Raw genomic sequence first — 16504 nt, 5'->3', positions numbered from 1 at the left:
CATCACTCCCGATGCAGCAGATCCTGATAAATCCCCGTCAGTATCCCTTGTGGCCCAAACTCTTTTTTAATCCACTGAGTTACACGACCGGTTGCCGAATGCTGGGTGGCCAACAGCATTCGTGAATCCTGACGCGGGTTGTGGATCTGCCGCGTCACCAGCAACGACTTTTCCATCGCCTCGCGCACCATGTAGTCCGGCAGAAAACCGATGCCTTCACCCAGGATCTGGCACTGGCACTTGGTATTAAAATCGGGAACCAGAATCGACTCCTGTCCGTGTAACAGCCAGCCGACCTTCTTGTTGATGGTGTGTGCGGTGTCTTCCACCATGATGTTCGGGTACAGGCGTAACTGGCTCTCAGAAATGGGTTCCGGCATAAAGGCGAGGGGATGATCCGGGGCAATCGCAAACGACCAACGGATCGCGCCGATCTCGGTGTAATCAATTCCGCCGCCATCCAGTAACGTATCGGGCGCGCCAATGGCGATATTAGCCAGGTTGTTGATGATCGAATCCCAGACGCCGTTATACACCTCGGTGGTGACGGTTATCTGGCAGGTTGGAAACTGTTTCTTGAGTACCTGCAGCAGCCGCGCTGTATGTTGAGGGGTATACAACAGCTGGTTAATGCAGATGCGTACCCGGGCTTCAATGCCCTGAGCGATGGTATCAATGCTGCGCTTGATGGCGTGGAAATCGTTGAGCAGGTCGGTCGCCTTGCGAAACAGGTAGCGCCCGGACTCGGTCAGTTCAATGCTGCGAGTACTGCGGGTAAACAGCACCACGTCGAGACCCATTTCCATGCGCTTAATGGTGTAACTAATTGCAGATGTGGTTAAGCCAAGCTCTTCAGCCGCCTTGCTAAAGCTGCTGTAGCGGGCTGCCATCGTAAACGCCAGCAGGTTTTCCTCGGTAAATATTGAATTCATCTTTCTCCCCTCCGGCGACAATGCGCATCCGCAACACGATGATTGTTGAATGTATTTGTAATCCTTATACAGAGCAATCAGTTTTGAACAAAATTTAACACTAGTTTTACATTTGATTTGAAGGCAATCACACTTCTGTATTTTAATTGCAGGCCGCTATCCGTGCAGCATACCGCCTGATTCACCGGACTACTGATTAGTGGCTAAAAGGGTCCCAGCCATAAGGGAAAGATTGCACTACAGCACGTTTTGTTCTCATTGTTAAAATTGATTCAATAATCGATGCGCTTACGATGAATGAAATTTAAGCGGATGTTATTCTCTGCACTCTGTTGCTATTCTCAGGTTATCGGATATTTAAAAAGTCTAAAAAACTGCAGGAGAGCGATTATGTCAGAGAAAGAACTCATTACTGAATTTCTGCTGGCGGCAGAACAGGGCAATGCCGATGGATTAAAATCCTGTCTGGCAAAAAATGTGGATATTAATGCCACTAACCGCCAGGGGCGTACTGCCATTATTATTGCCAGCCTGAATAAACATTATGACTGTGTTTCTTTATTGATTGCTGAGGGTGCCGATATTAATAAACAAGATCAAACTTGTTTTAACCCCTTCCTGATTAGCTGCTTGACGAATGATTTAACGCTGTTGCGTACGGTATTACCGGCTAACCCTGACCTTAATTGTCTGAGCCGTTTTGGCGGTGTCGGTATTACGCCAGCCAGCGAAAAAGGCCATGTTGAGATCGTGCGTGAGCTGCTGCTGCGTACCGATATCAATGTCAACCATACTAATTTTGTTGGCTGGACGCCGCTCCTGGAAGCCATCGTACTTAATGACGGTGGCGCGAAGCAGCAGGAGATCGTTAAGCTGCTGCTCGACCATGGCGCAAATCCGCACATGACGGATAAATACGGTAAAACCCCGCTGGAACTGGCGCGAGAGAAAGGGTACCACGAAATTGCCGAGCTGCTGATTGCGGCCGGAGCCTGACACAGGAGCGCCATTATCGCTACGCCATCACGGCGATGCGTACGGGCGCTAACCGCAGACAGCGCGTTTCTCACTTTCCGGGGAACGGGGCGGGTTGAACAGGTTTTTTCCCACGCGGTAAACCTGTTGATACCTGAACAGCAGCGGTTGCTGACGTTACTGAGTGAAGATTGTGATAACGCACCTAACAGCTGTCGGCTGGCGCTGACGCATTGTGAAGACCTGTTTCATCCCGGTGAGCTGGTCAATTTTAGCGGGTCGGGAATAGTTGTTGGCAATGATAAATGGATAGAAACCGCCGGTTGCCTGCTGTGGCGAATACCACGGTGGACATCTGATGCAGCAAGTCTTGCCGCAGTCGGCTGGCAGCATTGGGAAGAGGTTATCCGCCAACAGCTAAGAAGCGACGACACATTATTTCTGTATCAGGGTGACAATCCGTTTTTTCAGGAAATCACCCGTCAATTACACAACCGCCGACAAACATTACTGACGGCGTTGCGTACAGGAGAAAATATCTCTACAGCGGTCAGCCATTTAATTGGTCTGGGGATTGGTCTGACGCCCTCATCGGATGATTATTTAGTGGGCCTAAGCACTATTCTATTTATTCCCGGACATCCGCTGAGGAAATATCGTGAAGATTTTTTAGCAGCTTTACAATATGCCGGAAATAATACGACGCTACTCAGCAAAATAACGTTAGAGGAAGCTTTTCATCAGCGTTATCGGGAAAGCGTTGGACGGCTGCTGAACCAATTTATTACTGAGCAACAACCCGTTTCTACGCAATATATTACTGACATTAAAAATATTGGCTCAAGTTCTGGCTGCGACATGCTGTATGGCATGGCGGATGCCTGCGCCCTGAGCCACAGGTCCGGAGGGAATTATGTCGATCAGGATAGTTGTTAAAAAGAACACGTATTTTGATTCTGTCTCACTGATGTCTATCTCCACGCGCGCAAATAAGCTCGATGGTGTTGAGCAGGCGTTCGTGGCTATGGCGACAGAAATGAATAAGGGCGTGCTGAAGAATCTCGGCCTGCTCACGCCTGAGCTGGAAGAGGCGAAGAGTGGCGATCTGATGATTGTCATTAAAGGCGCGAGCGACGAAGCAAACGCGCAAACGCTGGTGGCGATTGACGATCTGTTTACGCATAAAGAGCAGGGTGGCCAGCACGAAGCGCGCTATGCCACGCTCGCCAGCGCGAAGAAGCACGTTCCCGACAGCAACCTGGCGGTGATCTCGGTCAATGGCCTGTTTGCCGCGCGTGAAGCGCGTCAGGCGCTGCAAAATAACCTCAACGTGATGTTGTTCTCTGACAACGTCTCTCTTGAAGACGAGCTGACGCTTAAGCAACTGGCGCACGAAAAAGGACTGTTGATGATGGGGCCAGACTGCGGAACCGCCATCATTAACGGCGCGGCGCTGTGTTTTGGCAACGCAGTGCGTCGCGGCAACATCGGAATTATTGGTGCGTCCGGTACCGGTAGCCAGGAGCTGAGCGTACGCATTCACGAGTTTGGCGGCGGAATTTCTCAACTGATTGGCACCGGTGGACGCGATCTGAGTGAGAAGATTGGCGGCCTGATGATGCTTGACGCGATTGGCATGCTGGAGGCCGATCCGCAAACTGAGATCATCGCGCTTATCTCCAAACCTCCTGCGCCAGCGGTGGCGCGCAAGGTGCTGGAACGTGCGCGCGCCTGTCATAAGCCCGTGGTGGTGTGTTTCCTCGGACGTGAAGCCGCGCCTGCGGATGAAAAAGGCCTACAGTTTGCCCGCGGTACTAAAGAGGCGGCGTTGAAAGCGGTACTGCTGACCGGCGTGAAAAAAGAGAGCCTGGATCTGCATCCGCTCAACTGGCCGCTGATTGAAGAGGTTCGCGCCCGTCTGACCCCGCAACAAAAGTACATCCGTGGCTTGTTCTGCGGTGGCACGTTGTGCGATGAGGCGATGTTTGCTGCCATGGAAAAACATGCCGAAGTTTACAGCAACATTCATCCGGATCCGGCGTTCCGCCTGCAAGATATCAACCGCAGCGTGGCGCATACCTTCCTCGATTTCGGTGATGACGATTTTACCAACGGTAAACCGCACCCGATGATCGATCCCACCAACCGCATTAGTCGTCTGTTGCAGGAAGCGCGCGATCCTGAAGTCGGCGTGATCGTGATGGACTTCGTCCTTGGTTTTGGATCGCATGAAGATCCAGTTGGCGTGATGCTCGACGCGATCGTTGAAGCCAAAGCGATCGCCGCCTCAGACGGTCGTCCGCTTGAGATTCTCGGCTATGTGCTGGGAACCGATCTTGATACGCCGTCGCTGGAAAAACAATGTCAGATGCTGACTGATGCGGGCGTTATCTGGGCGAGCAGTAGCACCAACACCGGATTGCTGGCGCGTGAATTTATCTGTAAAGGGGAGGAAGCCTGATGAGCCAGACACTGTTTAACCAGCCGCTGAATGTGATTAATGTCGGTATCGCGATGTTCAGCGATGACCTGAAAAAGCAGAACGTTCCGGTGACCCAACTCGACTGGACGCCGCCGGGCCAGGGCAACATGCAGGTGGTTGCTGCACTGGACGAGATTGCCGATTCGCCGCTGGCAGACAAAATCGCTGCCGCTAACCAGCAGGCGCTGGAACGTATTATTCAGTCGCATCCGGTGCTGATTGGCTATGACCAGGCAATCAATGTCGTGCCGGGGATGACCCGCAACACCATCCTGCACGCCGGGCCGCCAATCCGCTGGGAAAAAATGTGCGGTGCAATGAAGGGCGCGGTAACCGGGGCGCTGGTGTTTGAAGGACTGGCGAAAGATCTGGATGAAGCTGCCGAACTGGCCGCCTCGGGTGAAATTATCTTCTCACCATGTCACGAGCATGACTGCGTTGGCTCGATGGCGGGTGTGACGTCAGCGTCGATGTTTATGCACATCGTTGAGAACAAAACCTACGGCAACCGCGCATATACCAATATGAGCGAGCAGATGGCGAAGATCCTGCGTATGGGCGCGAACGATCAGAGCGTTATTGATCGTCTGAACTGGATGCGTGATGTGCTGGGACCGATGCTGCGCGACGCCATGAAGCTGGCGGGCGAAATCGATCTGCGCCTGATGTTGGCGCAGGCGCTACACATGGGCGATGAGTGCCATAACCGTAACAACGCCGGGACGGCGCTGCTGATTCAGGCGCTGACGCCGTGGATTATTCAGACCGGTTATCCGGTTGAGCAGCAGCGTGAGGTGTTCGAGTTCGTCCTCAGCAGCGATTACTTCTCCGGGCCGACCTGGATGGCGATGTGTAAAGCCGCAATGGACGCCGCCCACGGCATTGAATACAGCACCGTGGTGACGACGATGGCGCGAAACGGCGTTGAGTTCGGTCTGCGCATCAGCGGCTTACCGGGTCAGTGGTTTACCGGTCCGGCGCAGCAGGTGATTGGCCCGATGTTTGCGGGCTACAAGCCGGAAGATTCCGGACGTGATATTGGCGATAGCGCGATCACCGAAACCTACGGCATTGGCGGTTTCGCCATGGCGACGGCGCCGGCCATCGTGGCACTGGTGGGGGGTACGGTCGAAGAGGCCGTTGATTTCTCTCGCCAGATGCGTGAAATCACTCTCGGCGAAAACCCCAACGTCACCATTCCGCTGCTTGGTTTTATGGGCGTACCGACCGCTATCGATATTACGCGCGTGGGCAGCACCGGCATTCTGCCGGTGATTAACACCGCAATTGCGCACAAAGATGCGGGGATCGGCATGATCGGCGCCGGAATAGTCCACCCGCCGTTCGCCTGTTTTGAAAAGGCGATCCTCAACTGGCGCGACCGCTACTGCCAATAACAACAATCGGGGCTAACGCGGTTAGCCCCACAGTAGCGAAGCGAAAAACGTTGCTTACCTGCAGGGCTGGGCGATCTCCGCGATCGCAAACGATGCTTAACCTGTTAAGGATATTCCATGAACAGCATAAAACTAGAATGGAAACGTGGTGACTGGGCAGCTTACTTTGGGCTGATGACCAACAACCTGACTAACCTGCTGACAATGATGGGGCTGCTCATTTTTGTCGTCGGGATCCCTACCGAAATTGTCTATGGTCGCATTGCGCCTGCCTTTGGTCTGGCGGTGCTGGTGGCCAGCGTCTGCTACGCCTGGTTTGGCCTGCAGATGGCAAAACACACCGGGCGTAAAGATGTGACGGCGCTGCCGTCCGGACCGAGCGCACCGTCAATCTTTACCGTAACCTTCCTGGTACTGATGCCGGTTTATCAGCAAACCAAAGATGCCAACTTTGCTATCCAGATAGCCCTGGTGTGGTGCTTTGTCGAAGCGTTGATCCTGGTCGGCGGCTCCTTCCTGGGCGAGACCATCCGCAAGATGATTCCACGTACGGTACTGCTTTCTTGTCTGTCCGGCCTGGGACTGTTGCTGCTGGCGATGAACCCGATGCTGCAGGCATTCGAAGCGCCAACCGTCTCCTTCATCGTCCTGTTGCTGATCTTCATTAACTGGTTCGGTAAGAAGCCGATTTTTGCCCGCATTCCTACCGGCTTGCTGCTGCTGATTGCCGGTACGGCCCTGGCGTGGATCTCCGGTTTACAAAGCCCGGAAGCCATTAAAGCGTCGATGTCTTCCTTTGGCTTCAACCCGCCGGAAATTCATGTCGACAGCTTCCTGCAAGGTTTGCCGCATGCACTGCCGTATCTGGCTTCTGCGGTTCCTCTGGGTCTGGCGAACTACATTTTCGACCTTGAGAACATTGAAAGTGCGCACGCGGCGGGGGATGAGTACAACACCCGCAAGGTGATGATGGCGAACGGCTTTGCCTCCATGCTTGGCTGCATGCTGGGCAACCCGTTCCCGGTGACCGTGTATGTTGGGCATGCGGGCTGGAAAGCGATGGGCGCCAGCATCGGCTATACCCTCGCTTCAGGCATCACCATGTTCCTGGTACCGCTGTTTGGCCTGGGCGCGTTTATGCTCGCCATTATTCCGATGACTGCGATAGTGCCGATTCTGGTGTTTATCGGTGTGGTGACCGCCAACCAGGTGGTGCGAGAAACGCCCAAAGTCGAGGTTCCTGTCATCTTCATCTGCCTGTTCCCGTGGATCGCTAACTGGGCATTGACCATCGTTAACAGCGTGATGGGCGCCGCCGGAACATCCGCGGGGAAACTGGGTAGCGACTTACTGCACAGCAAAGGTGTCTATTACGACGGACTGGTGCATCTGGGAAGCGGTGCGCCGCTGGCCAGCATGCTGTGGGGCTGCGTCGCTATCTTCGCCATTATGAATAAGCCGCTGCGCGGGGCGATTGCCGCAGCCTTTGGGGCACTGTTATCGCTGTTTGGCGTGATCCACTCCCCGGCAGTTGGCTTTGCTGAGGGCAGCTCGATGATGTTTGTTGTGGCCTACCTGATGATGAGCGGCATGTTTGTCCTCAAGCATGTTCTTGATAGCCGTGAAGCGGTGACTGCGCCTGAGCAGGAACCGACGAAAACGACCTGAATCGCCTGTAAGCGGAAGATAACACTATGAAAGAACTTGTGGTCGTTGCCATTGGCGGCAACAGCATTATCAAAGATAACGCCAGCCAGTCGATTGAGCACCAGGCTGAAGCGGTGAAGGCGGTGGCGGATACGGTGCTGGAGATGTTGGCATCGGACTACAACATTGTGCTGACGCACGGTAACGGGCCGCAGGTGGGGCTGGATCTCCGACGTGCGGAAATCGCGCATGAGCGTGAAGGGTTGCCGCTTACCCCGCTGGCAAACTGCGTCGCCGATACGCAGGGGGGCATCGGCTATTTGATCCAACAGGCGCTGAACAACCGTCTGGCACGACGCGGCGAGCAGAAGGCGGTCACGGTGGTCACGCAGGTGGAGGTCGACAAAAACGATCCCGGTTTTGCTAACCCGACCAAGCCTATCGGGGCGTTCTTTAGTGCAGCGCAGCGCGATGAGTTGCTACGGGTCAATCCAGGCTGGCGCTTTGTTGAGGATTCGGGGCGTGGCTACCGCCGGGTTGTGGCTTCCCCTGAACCAAAACGTATTGTTGAAGCAGAGGCGATCAAAACGCTGACCCAGCAGGGGTTTGTAGTGATTGGTGCGGGTGGTGGTGGCATCCCGGTGGTGCGTAGCAATCAGGGGGATTACCAGAGCGTGGATGCGGTGATTGATAAAGATCTCTCCACGGCGTTGCTGGCACAGGAAATCCGTGCCGACATTCTGGTGATCACCACCGGCGTCGAGCAGGTCTGTATTCATTTTGGCAAACCTAACCAGCAGGCGCTGGATACGGTGGATGTCGCCACGATGACCCGTTACATGCAGGAGGGACATTTCCCGCCGGGCAGCATGTTACCCAAGATTGTTGCCAGCCTGGCGTTTCTGGAGCATGGCGGTAAACGAGTGATCATCACCACGCCGGAATGCCTGCCCGCCGCACTGCGCGGCGAAACGGGCACCCATATTGTCCATTCCTGAGAGGAGATGCGAATGAAGGAAAGTAACAGCCGCCGTGAATTTTTAAGCCAGAGCGGAAAAATGGTCACTGCTGCCGCGCTGTTTGGCGCAGTCGCCCCGGTCGCGTATGCTGCTAATTCTGTCGGGAACACCTGCGGGTCGAAGAGCACAATGACGATTAACGATAAGCACTATTACCTGGATAACGTCCTGCTGGAAGCGGGGTTTGATTACGAAAGCTCAGTGGTGGTGCACACCCGTACCGCGCTGCAAACCGTTGAAATCCAGGACGGGAAAATAGTTGCGCTGCGCGAGAATAAGCAGCATCCGGATGCGACGCTGCCGCACTACGATGCGGGTGGAAAGCTGATGCTGCCCGCCATGCGCGACATGCATATCCATCTGGATAAAACCTTTTACGGCGGTCCCTGGCGTTCGCTGAACCGTCCGGCGGGCACCACCATTCAGGATATGATCCGCCTGGAACAAAAGCTGCTGCCTGAACTCCAGCCTTACACCCAGGAGCGCGCGGAAAAGCTGATCGATCTGCTGCAATCAAAAGGTACCTCGATTGCCCGCAGCCACTGCAACATAGAACCGGTTTCCGGACTGAAAAACCTGGAGAACCTGCAGGCGGTGCTGGCGCGTCGCCAGCCGGGTTTTGCCTGCGAAATTGTGGCATTTCCACAGCATGGTCTGCTGTTATCAAAATCTGAACCGCTAATGCGTGAAGCGATGCAGGCGGGAGCGCATTATGTCGGCGGTCTGGACCCAGCCAGCGTGGATGGGGCGATGGAAAAATCACTCGATACCATGTTCCAGATTGCGCTCGATTACAACAAAGGCGTGGATATCCATCTGCATGAAACCAGTCCGGCGGGCGTGGCGGCGGTGAATTACATGGTAGAAACGGTGGAGAAAACGCTGCAGTTAAAGGGCAAACTGACCATCAGCCACGCGTTTGCGCTGTCTACGCTGAACGAACAGCAGGTGGATGAACTCGCAACCCGCATGGCGGCGCAGCAGATTACCATTGCCTCGACGGTGCCGATTGGCACGATGCACATGCCGCTAAAACAGCTGCGCGACAAAGGCGTGGAAGTGATTACCGGGACCGACAGCGTGATTGACCACTGGTCGCCGTACGGCCTGGGAGACATGCTGGAGAAGGCGAATCTGTACGCGCAGCTCTATATTCGCCCGAATGAACTCAACCTGTCGCGGGCGCTGTTCCTCGCTACCGGTGATGTGCTGCCGCTTAACGATAAAGGTGAGCGCGTCTGGCCGAAAGCGCAGGATGAAGCCAGCTTTGTGCTGGTAGATGCCTCATGCTCAGCGGAAGCGGTCGCGCGAATCTCCCCACGCACTGCGACCTTCCATAAAGGGCAACAGGTGTGGGGGAATGTCGCAAGCTAGTTTGGTTTTCCGCGCAGCGGCTATCGCTGCTGCGCTCCCATATATTAACCGACGATCCCCATATAGCCGTGAATCCCCATATATAAGCCGACCATTGCAATGAGCACGCTGGAAAAATAGGGCGCTTTGCGTGCCAGTGTGTTAAATCCGCTCCAACGCTTGGCCGCCTGCTGCACGCTGATTGCCGCACCCACGCCCACCGTTACCAGTGTCAGCGCCAGCCCGAGGCTGAAGCACAGCACCATGGTGGCGCCCAGCGTGAAGGCTTTGAGCTGGATGCATATCAGCAGCACCGTAATGGCAGCTGGGCACGGGATCAGCCCACCGGTCAGACCGAACAGTAATATTTGGCCGTTGGTGACCTCTTTGCCCGCAAAGCGGCGCTGAATATCGGTGGCATGCGCCCGTTCGTGGGCATCCTGATACTCTTTCGAACCCTCGCTCAGCCCTGCTAACGCGGCATGGTTATGATCGTGGTCATGATGATGGTGATGATCGTCATCGTGATCATGATGATGGTGGTGATAGTCGTCATGAACATGGTGGTGGTGATGTCCGTGATCGTGGTCGTGATGCGTCTGGGCCAGCCAGTTCTGCTCTCCCTGCCAGGTTCGCCAGAACATCCAGAATGCGGTCCCGAGAATAATTATCGCCGAGACAAATTGCAGCCAGGGCTCAACGGCCTGGGCGGTAAACGCTTTGCTGATATACATCCCACCGAGCGCAATCAGCCATACTACGGCGGTATGCGACAGCGTTGCTGCCAGCCCCAGCATCACCGCCTGTTTGATGGTCCCCTTAATAGCAATAATAAAGGCCGCCATCATCGTCTTGGAATGCCCTGGTTCCAGACCGTGCAACACACCTAATAGAATCGCGCTGGGAATGAAAAACCAGGCGTTGCCTTGCTGAAGAAGCGTAGAAAACTCACCCATGAGAATGATTCTTAGTTGTTTAATTTCGCCTGATTCTACTCCCCCCCAGTATCAAATACTACCCCCCAGTAGAATGTCGATGGTATTGTCCCTATAGCCAGACGTTAAAAAGGTAAAGTTATGTCACATACGATCCGCGACAAACAAAAGCTGAAAGCCCGAACCAGCAAGATTCAGGGGCAGGTAGCGGCGTTGAAAACCATGCTGGATGAACCGCATGAATGCGCGGCGGTATTGCAGCAAATAGCGGCGATCCGCGGGGCGGTAAATGGATTAATGCGCGAAGTGATTAAAGGTCATCTGACCGAGCACATTGTGCATCAGGGCGATGAAATTAAGCGCGAAGAAGATTTGGATGTGATTCTGAAAGTACTGGATTCGTACATCAAATAAGCCAGTTTAACGGCTCATCCACGTGATGGAATGAGCCGTTAAGCAACACGTTCTAGCCAAAAAACATCACAGATACGCACAGCAGACCGACAATCAGGGTGATCAGGTTACCCACTGAACGGTATGGCTTCAGCGCCGGGATCAGATAGGTAGACAATGTCGGCATGATAAACAGAATCATGGCAATCAGCGGCCCACTAATCGCGTAAATCATTGAAATAGCATTAGGATTAATGCAGCAGATGATAAACGTGATAGCCGAGACCAGCATGATGGACAGGGCGCGGTTAAAGGCCCGGCTTTTCTTCACACCCACCTGATGCAACGATGTTTTTACTACCTCCGTTGCCCCTTCAATCACGCCAAAGTAGGTGCCAAGGAACGATTTTGACATCGCTACGACGGCAACGATGATCCCAGAAATCGACAGCCATGCCGGTGCGTTAGGCATCATCGATAGTGCTGACAGAATGGTCACGCCTTCATTTTTTGCATCCTCGATATAGTTTGTCGGAATCGAAAGCAAACAGCTGAAAACGAAAAACAGCACGCTCAGGCAGATGATGACGTAGGCTACCTTCATGATTTTTTTGCATTTACCCATGGCCTGCTCGCCGTATTTCTCTCTTCTGTCGATGGCGAACGTGGAGATAATTGGCGTATGGCTAAAAGCGAAAACCATCACGGGAATAGATATCCAAACCTGATGAAGCGTGTGCTGATCGACAGACATCTGGCCGGTGAGTAACGTTGGCTGCCAGCTTCCGGTCAGGTAGAGCGAAAGGAATAAAAAATACGCGATGAGCGGGAACACCAGAAAGCCCATCACCCGGATGGTGGCTTGTCGACCCATCAGAAAAATTAAATTCAGCACCAGTACTACGCCCAGACTGACCAGCATACGCACGCGAAGATCTATCTCGATATGTTTTGCCAGCTGTTCGGTGAGTGAGTTGGTTATCGCCACGGCGTAGATCAGTACCACCACAAAGAAGGCAATAAAATAGAGGGTGGTGATCAGGCTGCCAATCTTCTTGCCGTAGTAGTGTGTAACCGCGCCAGTGATCCCCTCACCAGCCGACGTTTTTGAAGACAGGATAAACTGGCACAGCGCCTTGTGCGGCCAGTAGGTTAAAGGCCAGGCGACGAGAGCGGTGATAAACAATACCACCGCACCTGCAGAACCCAGCTGTATGGGGAGGAATAGGGTTCCTGCGCCGACGGCAGTCCCATATAGTGCGAAGCTCCAGAGAGTCTCTTCTTTTGACCAAAATTTCGACATTATTTGAACGTATCAACTATAAAATAAACAAAAAGAAGCGCAATTTACCACAAATGGCAGGGGCTGGGGGAGGTGTGAACGAGCGGGCTGGTGAATGGATGAATAGCCGGAACCGAGAAAATTCCGACTATTATTTTAATTATCAGGCAGTAACGCGCTGCTGGCGACGCTTCATAACACGCTCGCGTAACGTGTCATAAGCCCAGTTATAGAACATGGTATACGGCAGGAAGAACAGGAAGAAACCTATTTCCAGCGTGAATGCCTGAAACAGGCTGACGTTCAGCACATACGCCACGATGCTCACCCCAATCACAATAAAACCACTCTCAAAACCTAAGGCGTGAAATGCTCGCACTTTCGCCGTACGTTTTACCAGGTGCGACGGCCACAGACGGTCAAACAGGGCGTTATAAATGATATTCCAGATCATCGCTGTAGTGGCGAGAAGAATGGTCAGTCCGCCCATTTCCAGCACCGAGCGCTGCATCAACCATGCGGTGGTTGGTGCAAGAACAGCGGTGGCAATGCCTTCAAAGCAGACGGCATGAAAAATACGCTCTACTAACGAGCGGCGTTGGACAGTATCGTGTTGCATAACCTAAAACCTTCTTTGATGCCCGGATAACGGAATGGTGGCAATTTTATCGTTTTATGTGATATCTAAAAGATAGTACCCATCGATAAAGTAGATAGTTCATGCGTTACTCTCCTGAAGCGTTAACGGCATTTGTAGAGACCGTTTCCTGCGGCTCATTTTCTGCTGCGGCCCGGCGGCTGCGCAAAATGGGTTATGTGCAGGCCATTCTGTCAGCGAGCGATCGTCTGGACGAGGCGGCGATTTCGCTGTCGGGTGAAACGGAAGCGCGTCTGACCTTCGTGTTGTCAGACACGCTGCATCCGGATGTGCTGGAAGAGTTGATGGTGCAGTTTGACCGCAAGTTTCCCCATACTGAGTTTGAATGTCTGATTGGCGAAGACGAGGACGTGATCGATCTGCTGCAAAAAGGACGTGCTCAGGTGGGGTTGATCGAAGCGCGGGAGGATTACCCGACCGACATGGGCGTTACGCGTCTGCCGATGCAAACCTGGATGGGATTATACGTGGCGGTATCGCATCCTTTGGCGGCTCAAGAAAAACTGCAGTGGGAACAGCTGCATACCTGGCGCGAGCTGCGTCTGAATACCTATCTGGAAAGCGGGACTAACGTGGCGCGCGGTCCCGTCTGGTCGGCTCCTAACTACCTGTTATTGCTAAGTATGGCTGTTCAGGGATTCGGCTGGTGCGCGCTCCCGTGTGCGCTGGTGGAGGAGTTTGCGGCAGAAAAACCATTGGTTCAATTAAAGCTGCCCGGCTGGCCAAAGGCTATCTCTATCGATCTGTTGTGGAATAAGAAATCACCGCCTGGCGTGGCGGGAAGTTGGCTGCGCGACCATTTACAGCAGAGTGGCGTTCAGATGACCAATAAATGATACGAATTTCCTTTGTGATAAAAATCACCGTTTTTAAACAACCTTGATAACTCTTTTTAACAATCATCTACTATTGCGGTGTTATTTTGCGCTGAGGTGGTGATGAAAGAGGTTGTGATAGTCGGGGCGTTAAGGACACCGATTGGTTGCTTCCAGGGGACGCTGGCGCGCCATTCTGCCGTTGAATTAGGCAGCATGGTGGTCAGGGCTTTACTGGAACGCACAGGCGTGGACGTTCATGCTGTGGATGAAGTGATCCTCGGTCAGGTGCTTACCGCAGGTGCCGGGCAGAATCCGGCGCGTCAGTCTGCCATCAATGGTGGGCTACCCAATACCGTTTCCGCCATCACCATTAACGATGTCTGCGGTTCGGGCCTGAAAGCGCTGCATCTGGCGACCCAGGCTATCCAGTGCGGCGAAGCCGACATTGTGATTGCGGGCGGGCAAGAGAATATGAGCCGTGCCCCGCATGTCCTTACCGATAGCCGCACCGGCGCACAGCTGGGGAACAGCCAACTGGTCGACAGCCTGGTACATGACGGTCTGTGGGATGCCTTCAACGATTATCACATGGGCGTTACCGCGGAAAACCTGGCGCGAGAATACGGCATTAGCCGCGAATTGCAGGATGCCTACGCGCTGCACTCGCAGCACAAAGCGCGGATGGCAATTGATGCTGGACGCTTTAAAGATGAAATCGTGCCGGTGGTAACACAGCGTAATGGGCAATCATTGGTGGTGGATACCGACGAGCAGCCCCGTACCGATGCCAGCGCCGAAGGGCTGGCGCGTCTGGATCCTACCTTTGACAGGCTCGGTTCGGTAACGGCAGGTAACGCGTCATCCATCAATGACGGCGCCGCTGCGGTGATGATGATGAGCGAGGCCAAGGCGCAAGAGTTGAACTTACCTGTACTGGCCCGTATTCGCGCCTTTGCCAGCGTCGGGGTCGACCCTGCGCTCATGGGGATTGCGCCAGTGTATGCGACGCGCCGCTGCCTTGAGCGTGTGGGCTGGCAACTGGCTGATGTTGATCTTATCGAAGCTAATGAGGCCTTCGCCGCGCAGGCATTATCCGTTGGGAAAATGCTGGAGTGGGATGAACGGCGGGTGAATGTTAACGGCGGAGCCATTGCGCTCGGTCACCCGATTGGCGCATCTGGCTGCCGAATTCTGGTTTCGCTAGTGCATGAAATGGTGAAGCGTCGGGCGCATAAGGGCCTGGCAACGCTGTGTATCGGTGGTGGTCAGGGGGTGGCGCTCGCTATCGAACGAGATTAACGATCTTACATTTACCGTCTTAAACGCCTTTCTACGTGTTTTCCCTGCACCTGTAAAAAAGCCCTCCAGCAGGAGGGCAAGGCCAGTTACAGAAACATACACTCTAAACACAGTCAATTTATCAAAACATTGTTTCATTTCATGTGATTAACTGCGCACTTTGTTAGAAAAGGTGTCTTTTCGACTGATCATCGCGGCTGAATTTTCCATTTTTTATCCCCGCCCCTAATGAATAAATAAATTTATCGTATTGTTATTCAATCATTTTATTAAGGTCCATTTCGCTATTCATACGCGCTAGCGTGATCGCACTTACACTTTTGATAATAAGATGCGAAAAAAGTGAAACATCGTTTTATTTATAATTGAAAACACATTCAGGGAGGAATATCATGAGTGCATAAGATAAAACGGAACAGCGTTTTGCTATTCGTTTAAGCATTCACGGTCAATTTATCACTGGAGGTAAATGTGGACGTAAGACAAAGCATCCATAGTGCGCATGCGAAAACCCTGGACACTCAGGGGCTGCGTAATGAGTTTTTGGTCGAAGAAGTGTTTGTCGCAGATGAATACACCATGGTCTACAGCCACATCGACCGCATCATTGTTGGCGGCATTATGCCAGTGGCCAAAACCGTCTCTGTGGGTGGCGAAGTCGGCAAACAGCTGGGCGTAACCTATTTCCTCGAACGTCGTGAGCTGGGTGTGATCAATATCGGCGGCCCGGGCACGATTACCGTTGACGGTCAGTGCTATGAAATTGGCCATCGCGACGCGCTGTACGTCGGAAAAGGGGCAAAAGAGGTGGTATTTGCCAGTATTGATACGACAAAACCGGCGAAGTTTTACTACAACTGCGCGCCGGCCCACACGACTTACCCAACTAAGAAAGTCACGCCTGCAGACGTTGCGCCAGTGACGCTGGGCGATAACCTCACCAGTAACCGTCGTACCATCAACAAATACTTTGTGCCGGATGTTCTGGAAACCTGCCAGTTGAGCATGGGTCTGACTGAACTGGCACCGGGTAACCTGTGGAACACCATGCCGTGTCATACCCATGAACGTCGTATGGAAGTCTATTTCTACTTCAATATGGAAGAAGATACCTGCGTCTTCCACATGATGGGGCAGCCTCAGGAAACGCGTCATATTGTGATGCACAATGAGCAGGCGGTGATTTCTCCAAGCTGGTCTATTCACTCCGGTGTCGGCACAAAAGCGTATACGTTCATTTGGGGCATGGTCGGCGAAAACCAGGTCTTTGATGATATGGACCATGTTGCAGTAAAAGATCTGCGCTAGTTGCGG

The 16504-nt window shown here is 53.4% G+C and carries 15 protein-coding genes; 11 read left to right on the top strand and 4 right to left on the bottom strand.

Annotation, left to right across the window (positions count from 1 at the left end; genetic code table 11):
* Positions 1-2: 2 nt before the first annotated feature.
* Positions 3-932 (bottom strand): LysR substrate-binding domain-containing protein, encoded by a 930-nt coding sequence (locus tag G4551_RS19185; RefSeq protein ID WP_003033874.1) that lies wholly within the window; start codon positions 930-932, stop codon positions 3-5.
* 390 nt (positions 933-1322) lie between these two features.
* Between G4551_RS19185 and G4551_RS19180 the strand changes: the two genes are divergently transcribed.
* The 7 genes from G4551_RS19180 to G4551_RS19150 all read left to right on the top strand — a co-directional run bounded on the left by G4551_RS19180 (position 1323) and on the right by G4551_RS19150 (position 9826).
* Entirely contained in the window at positions 1323-1928 is a 606-nt protein-coding gene (locus G4551_RS19180) for an ankyrin repeat domain-containing protein (RefSeq protein ID WP_003033877.1), read from the top strand.
* A 126-nt stretch (positions 1929-2054) separates the two neighbouring features.
* Positions 2055-2843, top strand: coding sequence for an oxamate carbamoyltransferase subunit AllH family protein (locus tag G4551_RS19175; RefSeq protein WP_003840990.1), 789 nt, complete (start codon positions 2055-2057; stop codon positions 2841-2843).
* Positions 2821-4368, top strand: coding sequence for an acyl-CoA synthetase FdrA (gene fdrA / locus G4551_RS19170; RefSeq protein WP_003840988.1), 1548 nt, complete (start codon positions 2821-2823; stop codon positions 4366-4368). The genes G4551_RS19175 and fdrA overlap by 23 nt, the downstream gene beginning before the upstream one ends.
* Positions 4368-5786, top strand: a complete 1419-nt coding sequence (locus tag G4551_RS19165) for a YlbE family protein (RefSeq protein ID WP_003033887.1) — start codon at positions 4368-4370, stop codon at positions 5784-5786. Before fdrA ends, G4551_RS19165 begins: the two co-directional genes overlap by 1 nt.
* Before the next feature lie 117 nt (positions 5787-5903).
* A complete protein-coding gene (locus G4551_RS19160) occupies positions 5904-7454 on the top strand; it encodes a hypothetical protein (RefSeq protein ID WP_003840986.1) in 1551 nt (516 codons plus the stop codon).
* A 26-nt stretch (positions 7455-7480) separates the two neighbouring features.
* Complete coding sequence (locus tag G4551_RS19155) at positions 7481-8431, top strand: carbamate kinase family protein (protein WP_003840985.1); 951 nt, start codon at positions 7481-7483, stop codon at positions 8429-8431.
* A gap of 12 nt (positions 8432-8443) precedes the next feature.
* Entirely contained in the window at positions 8444-9826 is a 1383-nt protein-coding gene (locus tag G4551_RS19150; RefSeq protein ID WP_003840983.1) for an amidohydrolase family protein, read from the top strand.
* Between the two features lie 44 nt (positions 9827-9870).
* Here the strand turns inward: G4551_RS19150 and G4551_RS19145 are convergent, their stop codons facing one another.
* Entirely contained in the window at positions 9871-10761 is an 891-nt protein-coding gene (locus G4551_RS19145; RefSeq protein WP_003840982.1) for a nickel/cobalt efflux protein RcnA, read from the bottom strand.
* A gap of 120 nt (positions 10762-10881) precedes the next feature.
* Here G4551_RS19145 and rcnR point away from each other — a divergent pair, with 120 nt between their 5' ends.
* On the top strand, positions 10882-11154 hold the full coding sequence (gene rcnR, locus G4551_RS19140; protein WP_003033900.1) for a Ni(II)/Co(II)-binding transcriptional repressor RcnR: 273 nt from the start codon (positions 10882-10884) through the stop codon (positions 11152-11154).
* A gap of 52 nt (positions 11155-11206) precedes the next feature.
* Here the strand turns inward: rcnR and G4551_RS19135 are convergent, their stop codons facing one another.
* The gene (locus G4551_RS19135) at positions 11207-12436 is read right to left on the bottom strand and encodes an amino acid permease (protein WP_003840979.1); all 1230 of its coding nucleotides are present in this window, start codon (positions 12434-12436) and stop codon (positions 11207-11209) included.
* Between the two features lie 142 nt (positions 12437-12578).
* A complete protein-coding gene (locus G4551_RS19130; protein WP_003840976.1) occupies positions 12579-13034 on the bottom strand; it encodes a multidrug/biocide efflux PACE transporter in 456 nt (151 codons plus the stop codon).
* A gap of 101 nt (positions 13035-13135) precedes the next feature.
* Between G4551_RS19130 and G4551_RS19125 the strand changes: the two genes are divergently transcribed.
* The 3 genes from G4551_RS19125 to kduI all read left to right on the top strand — a co-directional run bounded on the left by G4551_RS19125 (position 13136) and on the right by kduI (position 16498).
* Positions 13136-13909 (top strand): LysR family transcriptional regulator, encoded by a 774-nt coding sequence (locus G4551_RS19125; RefSeq protein WP_003840975.1) that lies wholly within the window; start codon positions 13136-13138, stop codon positions 13907-13909.
* A 102-nt stretch (positions 13910-14011) separates the two neighbouring features.
* On the top strand, positions 14012-15190 hold the full coding sequence (locus tag G4551_RS19120; RefSeq protein ID WP_003033912.1) for an acetyl-CoA C-acetyltransferase: 1179 nt from the start codon (positions 14012-14014) through the stop codon (positions 15188-15190).
* A 471-nt stretch (positions 15191-15661) separates the two neighbouring features.
* Positions 15662-16498, top strand: a complete 837-nt coding sequence (gene kduI, locus G4551_RS19115; protein WP_003840972.1) for a 5-dehydro-4-deoxy-D-glucuronate isomerase — start codon at positions 15662-15664, stop codon at positions 16496-16498.
* Positions 16499-16504: the final 6 nt, after the last annotated feature.

It is taken from the genome of Citrobacter freundii ATCC 8090 = MTCC 1658 = NBRC 12681 (genome assembly GCF_011064845.1).
Classification (GTDB): Bacteria; Pseudomonadota; Gammaproteobacteria; order Enterobacterales; family Enterobacteriaceae; genus Citrobacter; species Citrobacter freundii.
This window is presented reverse-complemented; position numbering and strand designations above follow the sequence as displayed.

Excerpts from the sequence above, each read along its gene's own strand:
- G4551_RS19185 (WP_003033874.1), bottom strand. The coding sequence starts at position 932 with ATGAATTCAATATTTACCGAGGAAAACCTGCTGGCGTTTACGATGGCA.
- G4551_RS19180 (WP_003033877.1), top strand. The coding sequence starts at position 1,323 with ATGTCAGAGAAAGAACTCATTACTGAATTTCTGCTGGCGGCAGAACAG.
- fdrA (WP_003840988.1), top strand. The coding sequence starts at position 2,821 with ATGTCGATCAGGATAGTTGTTAAAAAGAACACGTATTTTGATTCTGTC.
- G4551_RS19165 (WP_003033887.1), top strand. The coding sequence starts at position 4,368 with ATGAGCCAGACACTGTTTAACCAGCCGCTGAATGTGATTAATGTCGGT.
- G4551_RS19160 (WP_003840986.1), top strand. The coding sequence starts at position 5,904 with ATGAACAGCATAAAACTAGAATGGAAACGTGGTGACTGGGCAGCTTAC.
- G4551_RS19155 (WP_003840985.1), top strand. The coding sequence starts at position 7,481 with ATGAAAGAACTTGTGGTCGTTGCCATTGGCGGCAACAGCATTATCAAA.
- G4551_RS19150 (WP_003840983.1), top strand. The coding sequence starts at position 8,444 with ATGAAGGAAAGTAACAGCCGCCGTGAATTTTTAAGCCAGAGCGGAAAA.
- G4551_RS19145 (WP_003840982.1), bottom strand. The coding sequence starts at position 10,761 with ATGGGTGAGTTTTCTACGCTTCTTCAGCAAGGCAACGCCTGGTTTTTC.
- rcnR (WP_003033900.1), top strand. The coding sequence starts at position 10,882 with ATGTCACATACGATCCGCGACAAACAAAAGCTGAAAGCCCGAACCAGC.
- G4551_RS19135 (WP_003840979.1), bottom strand. The coding sequence starts at position 12,436 with ATGTCGAAATTTTGGTCAAAAGAAGAGACTCTCTGGAGCTTCGCACTA.
- G4551_RS19130 (WP_003840976.1), bottom strand. The coding sequence starts at position 13,034 with ATGCAACACGATACTGTCCAACGCCGCTCGTTAGTAGAGCGTATTTTT.
- G4551_RS19125 (WP_003840975.1), top strand. The coding sequence starts at position 13,136 with ATGCGTTACTCTCCTGAAGCGTTAACGGCATTTGTAGAGACCGTTTCC.
- G4551_RS19120 (WP_003033912.1), top strand. The coding sequence starts at position 14,012 with ATGAAAGAGGTTGTGATAGTCGGGGCGTTAAGGACACCGATTGGTTGC.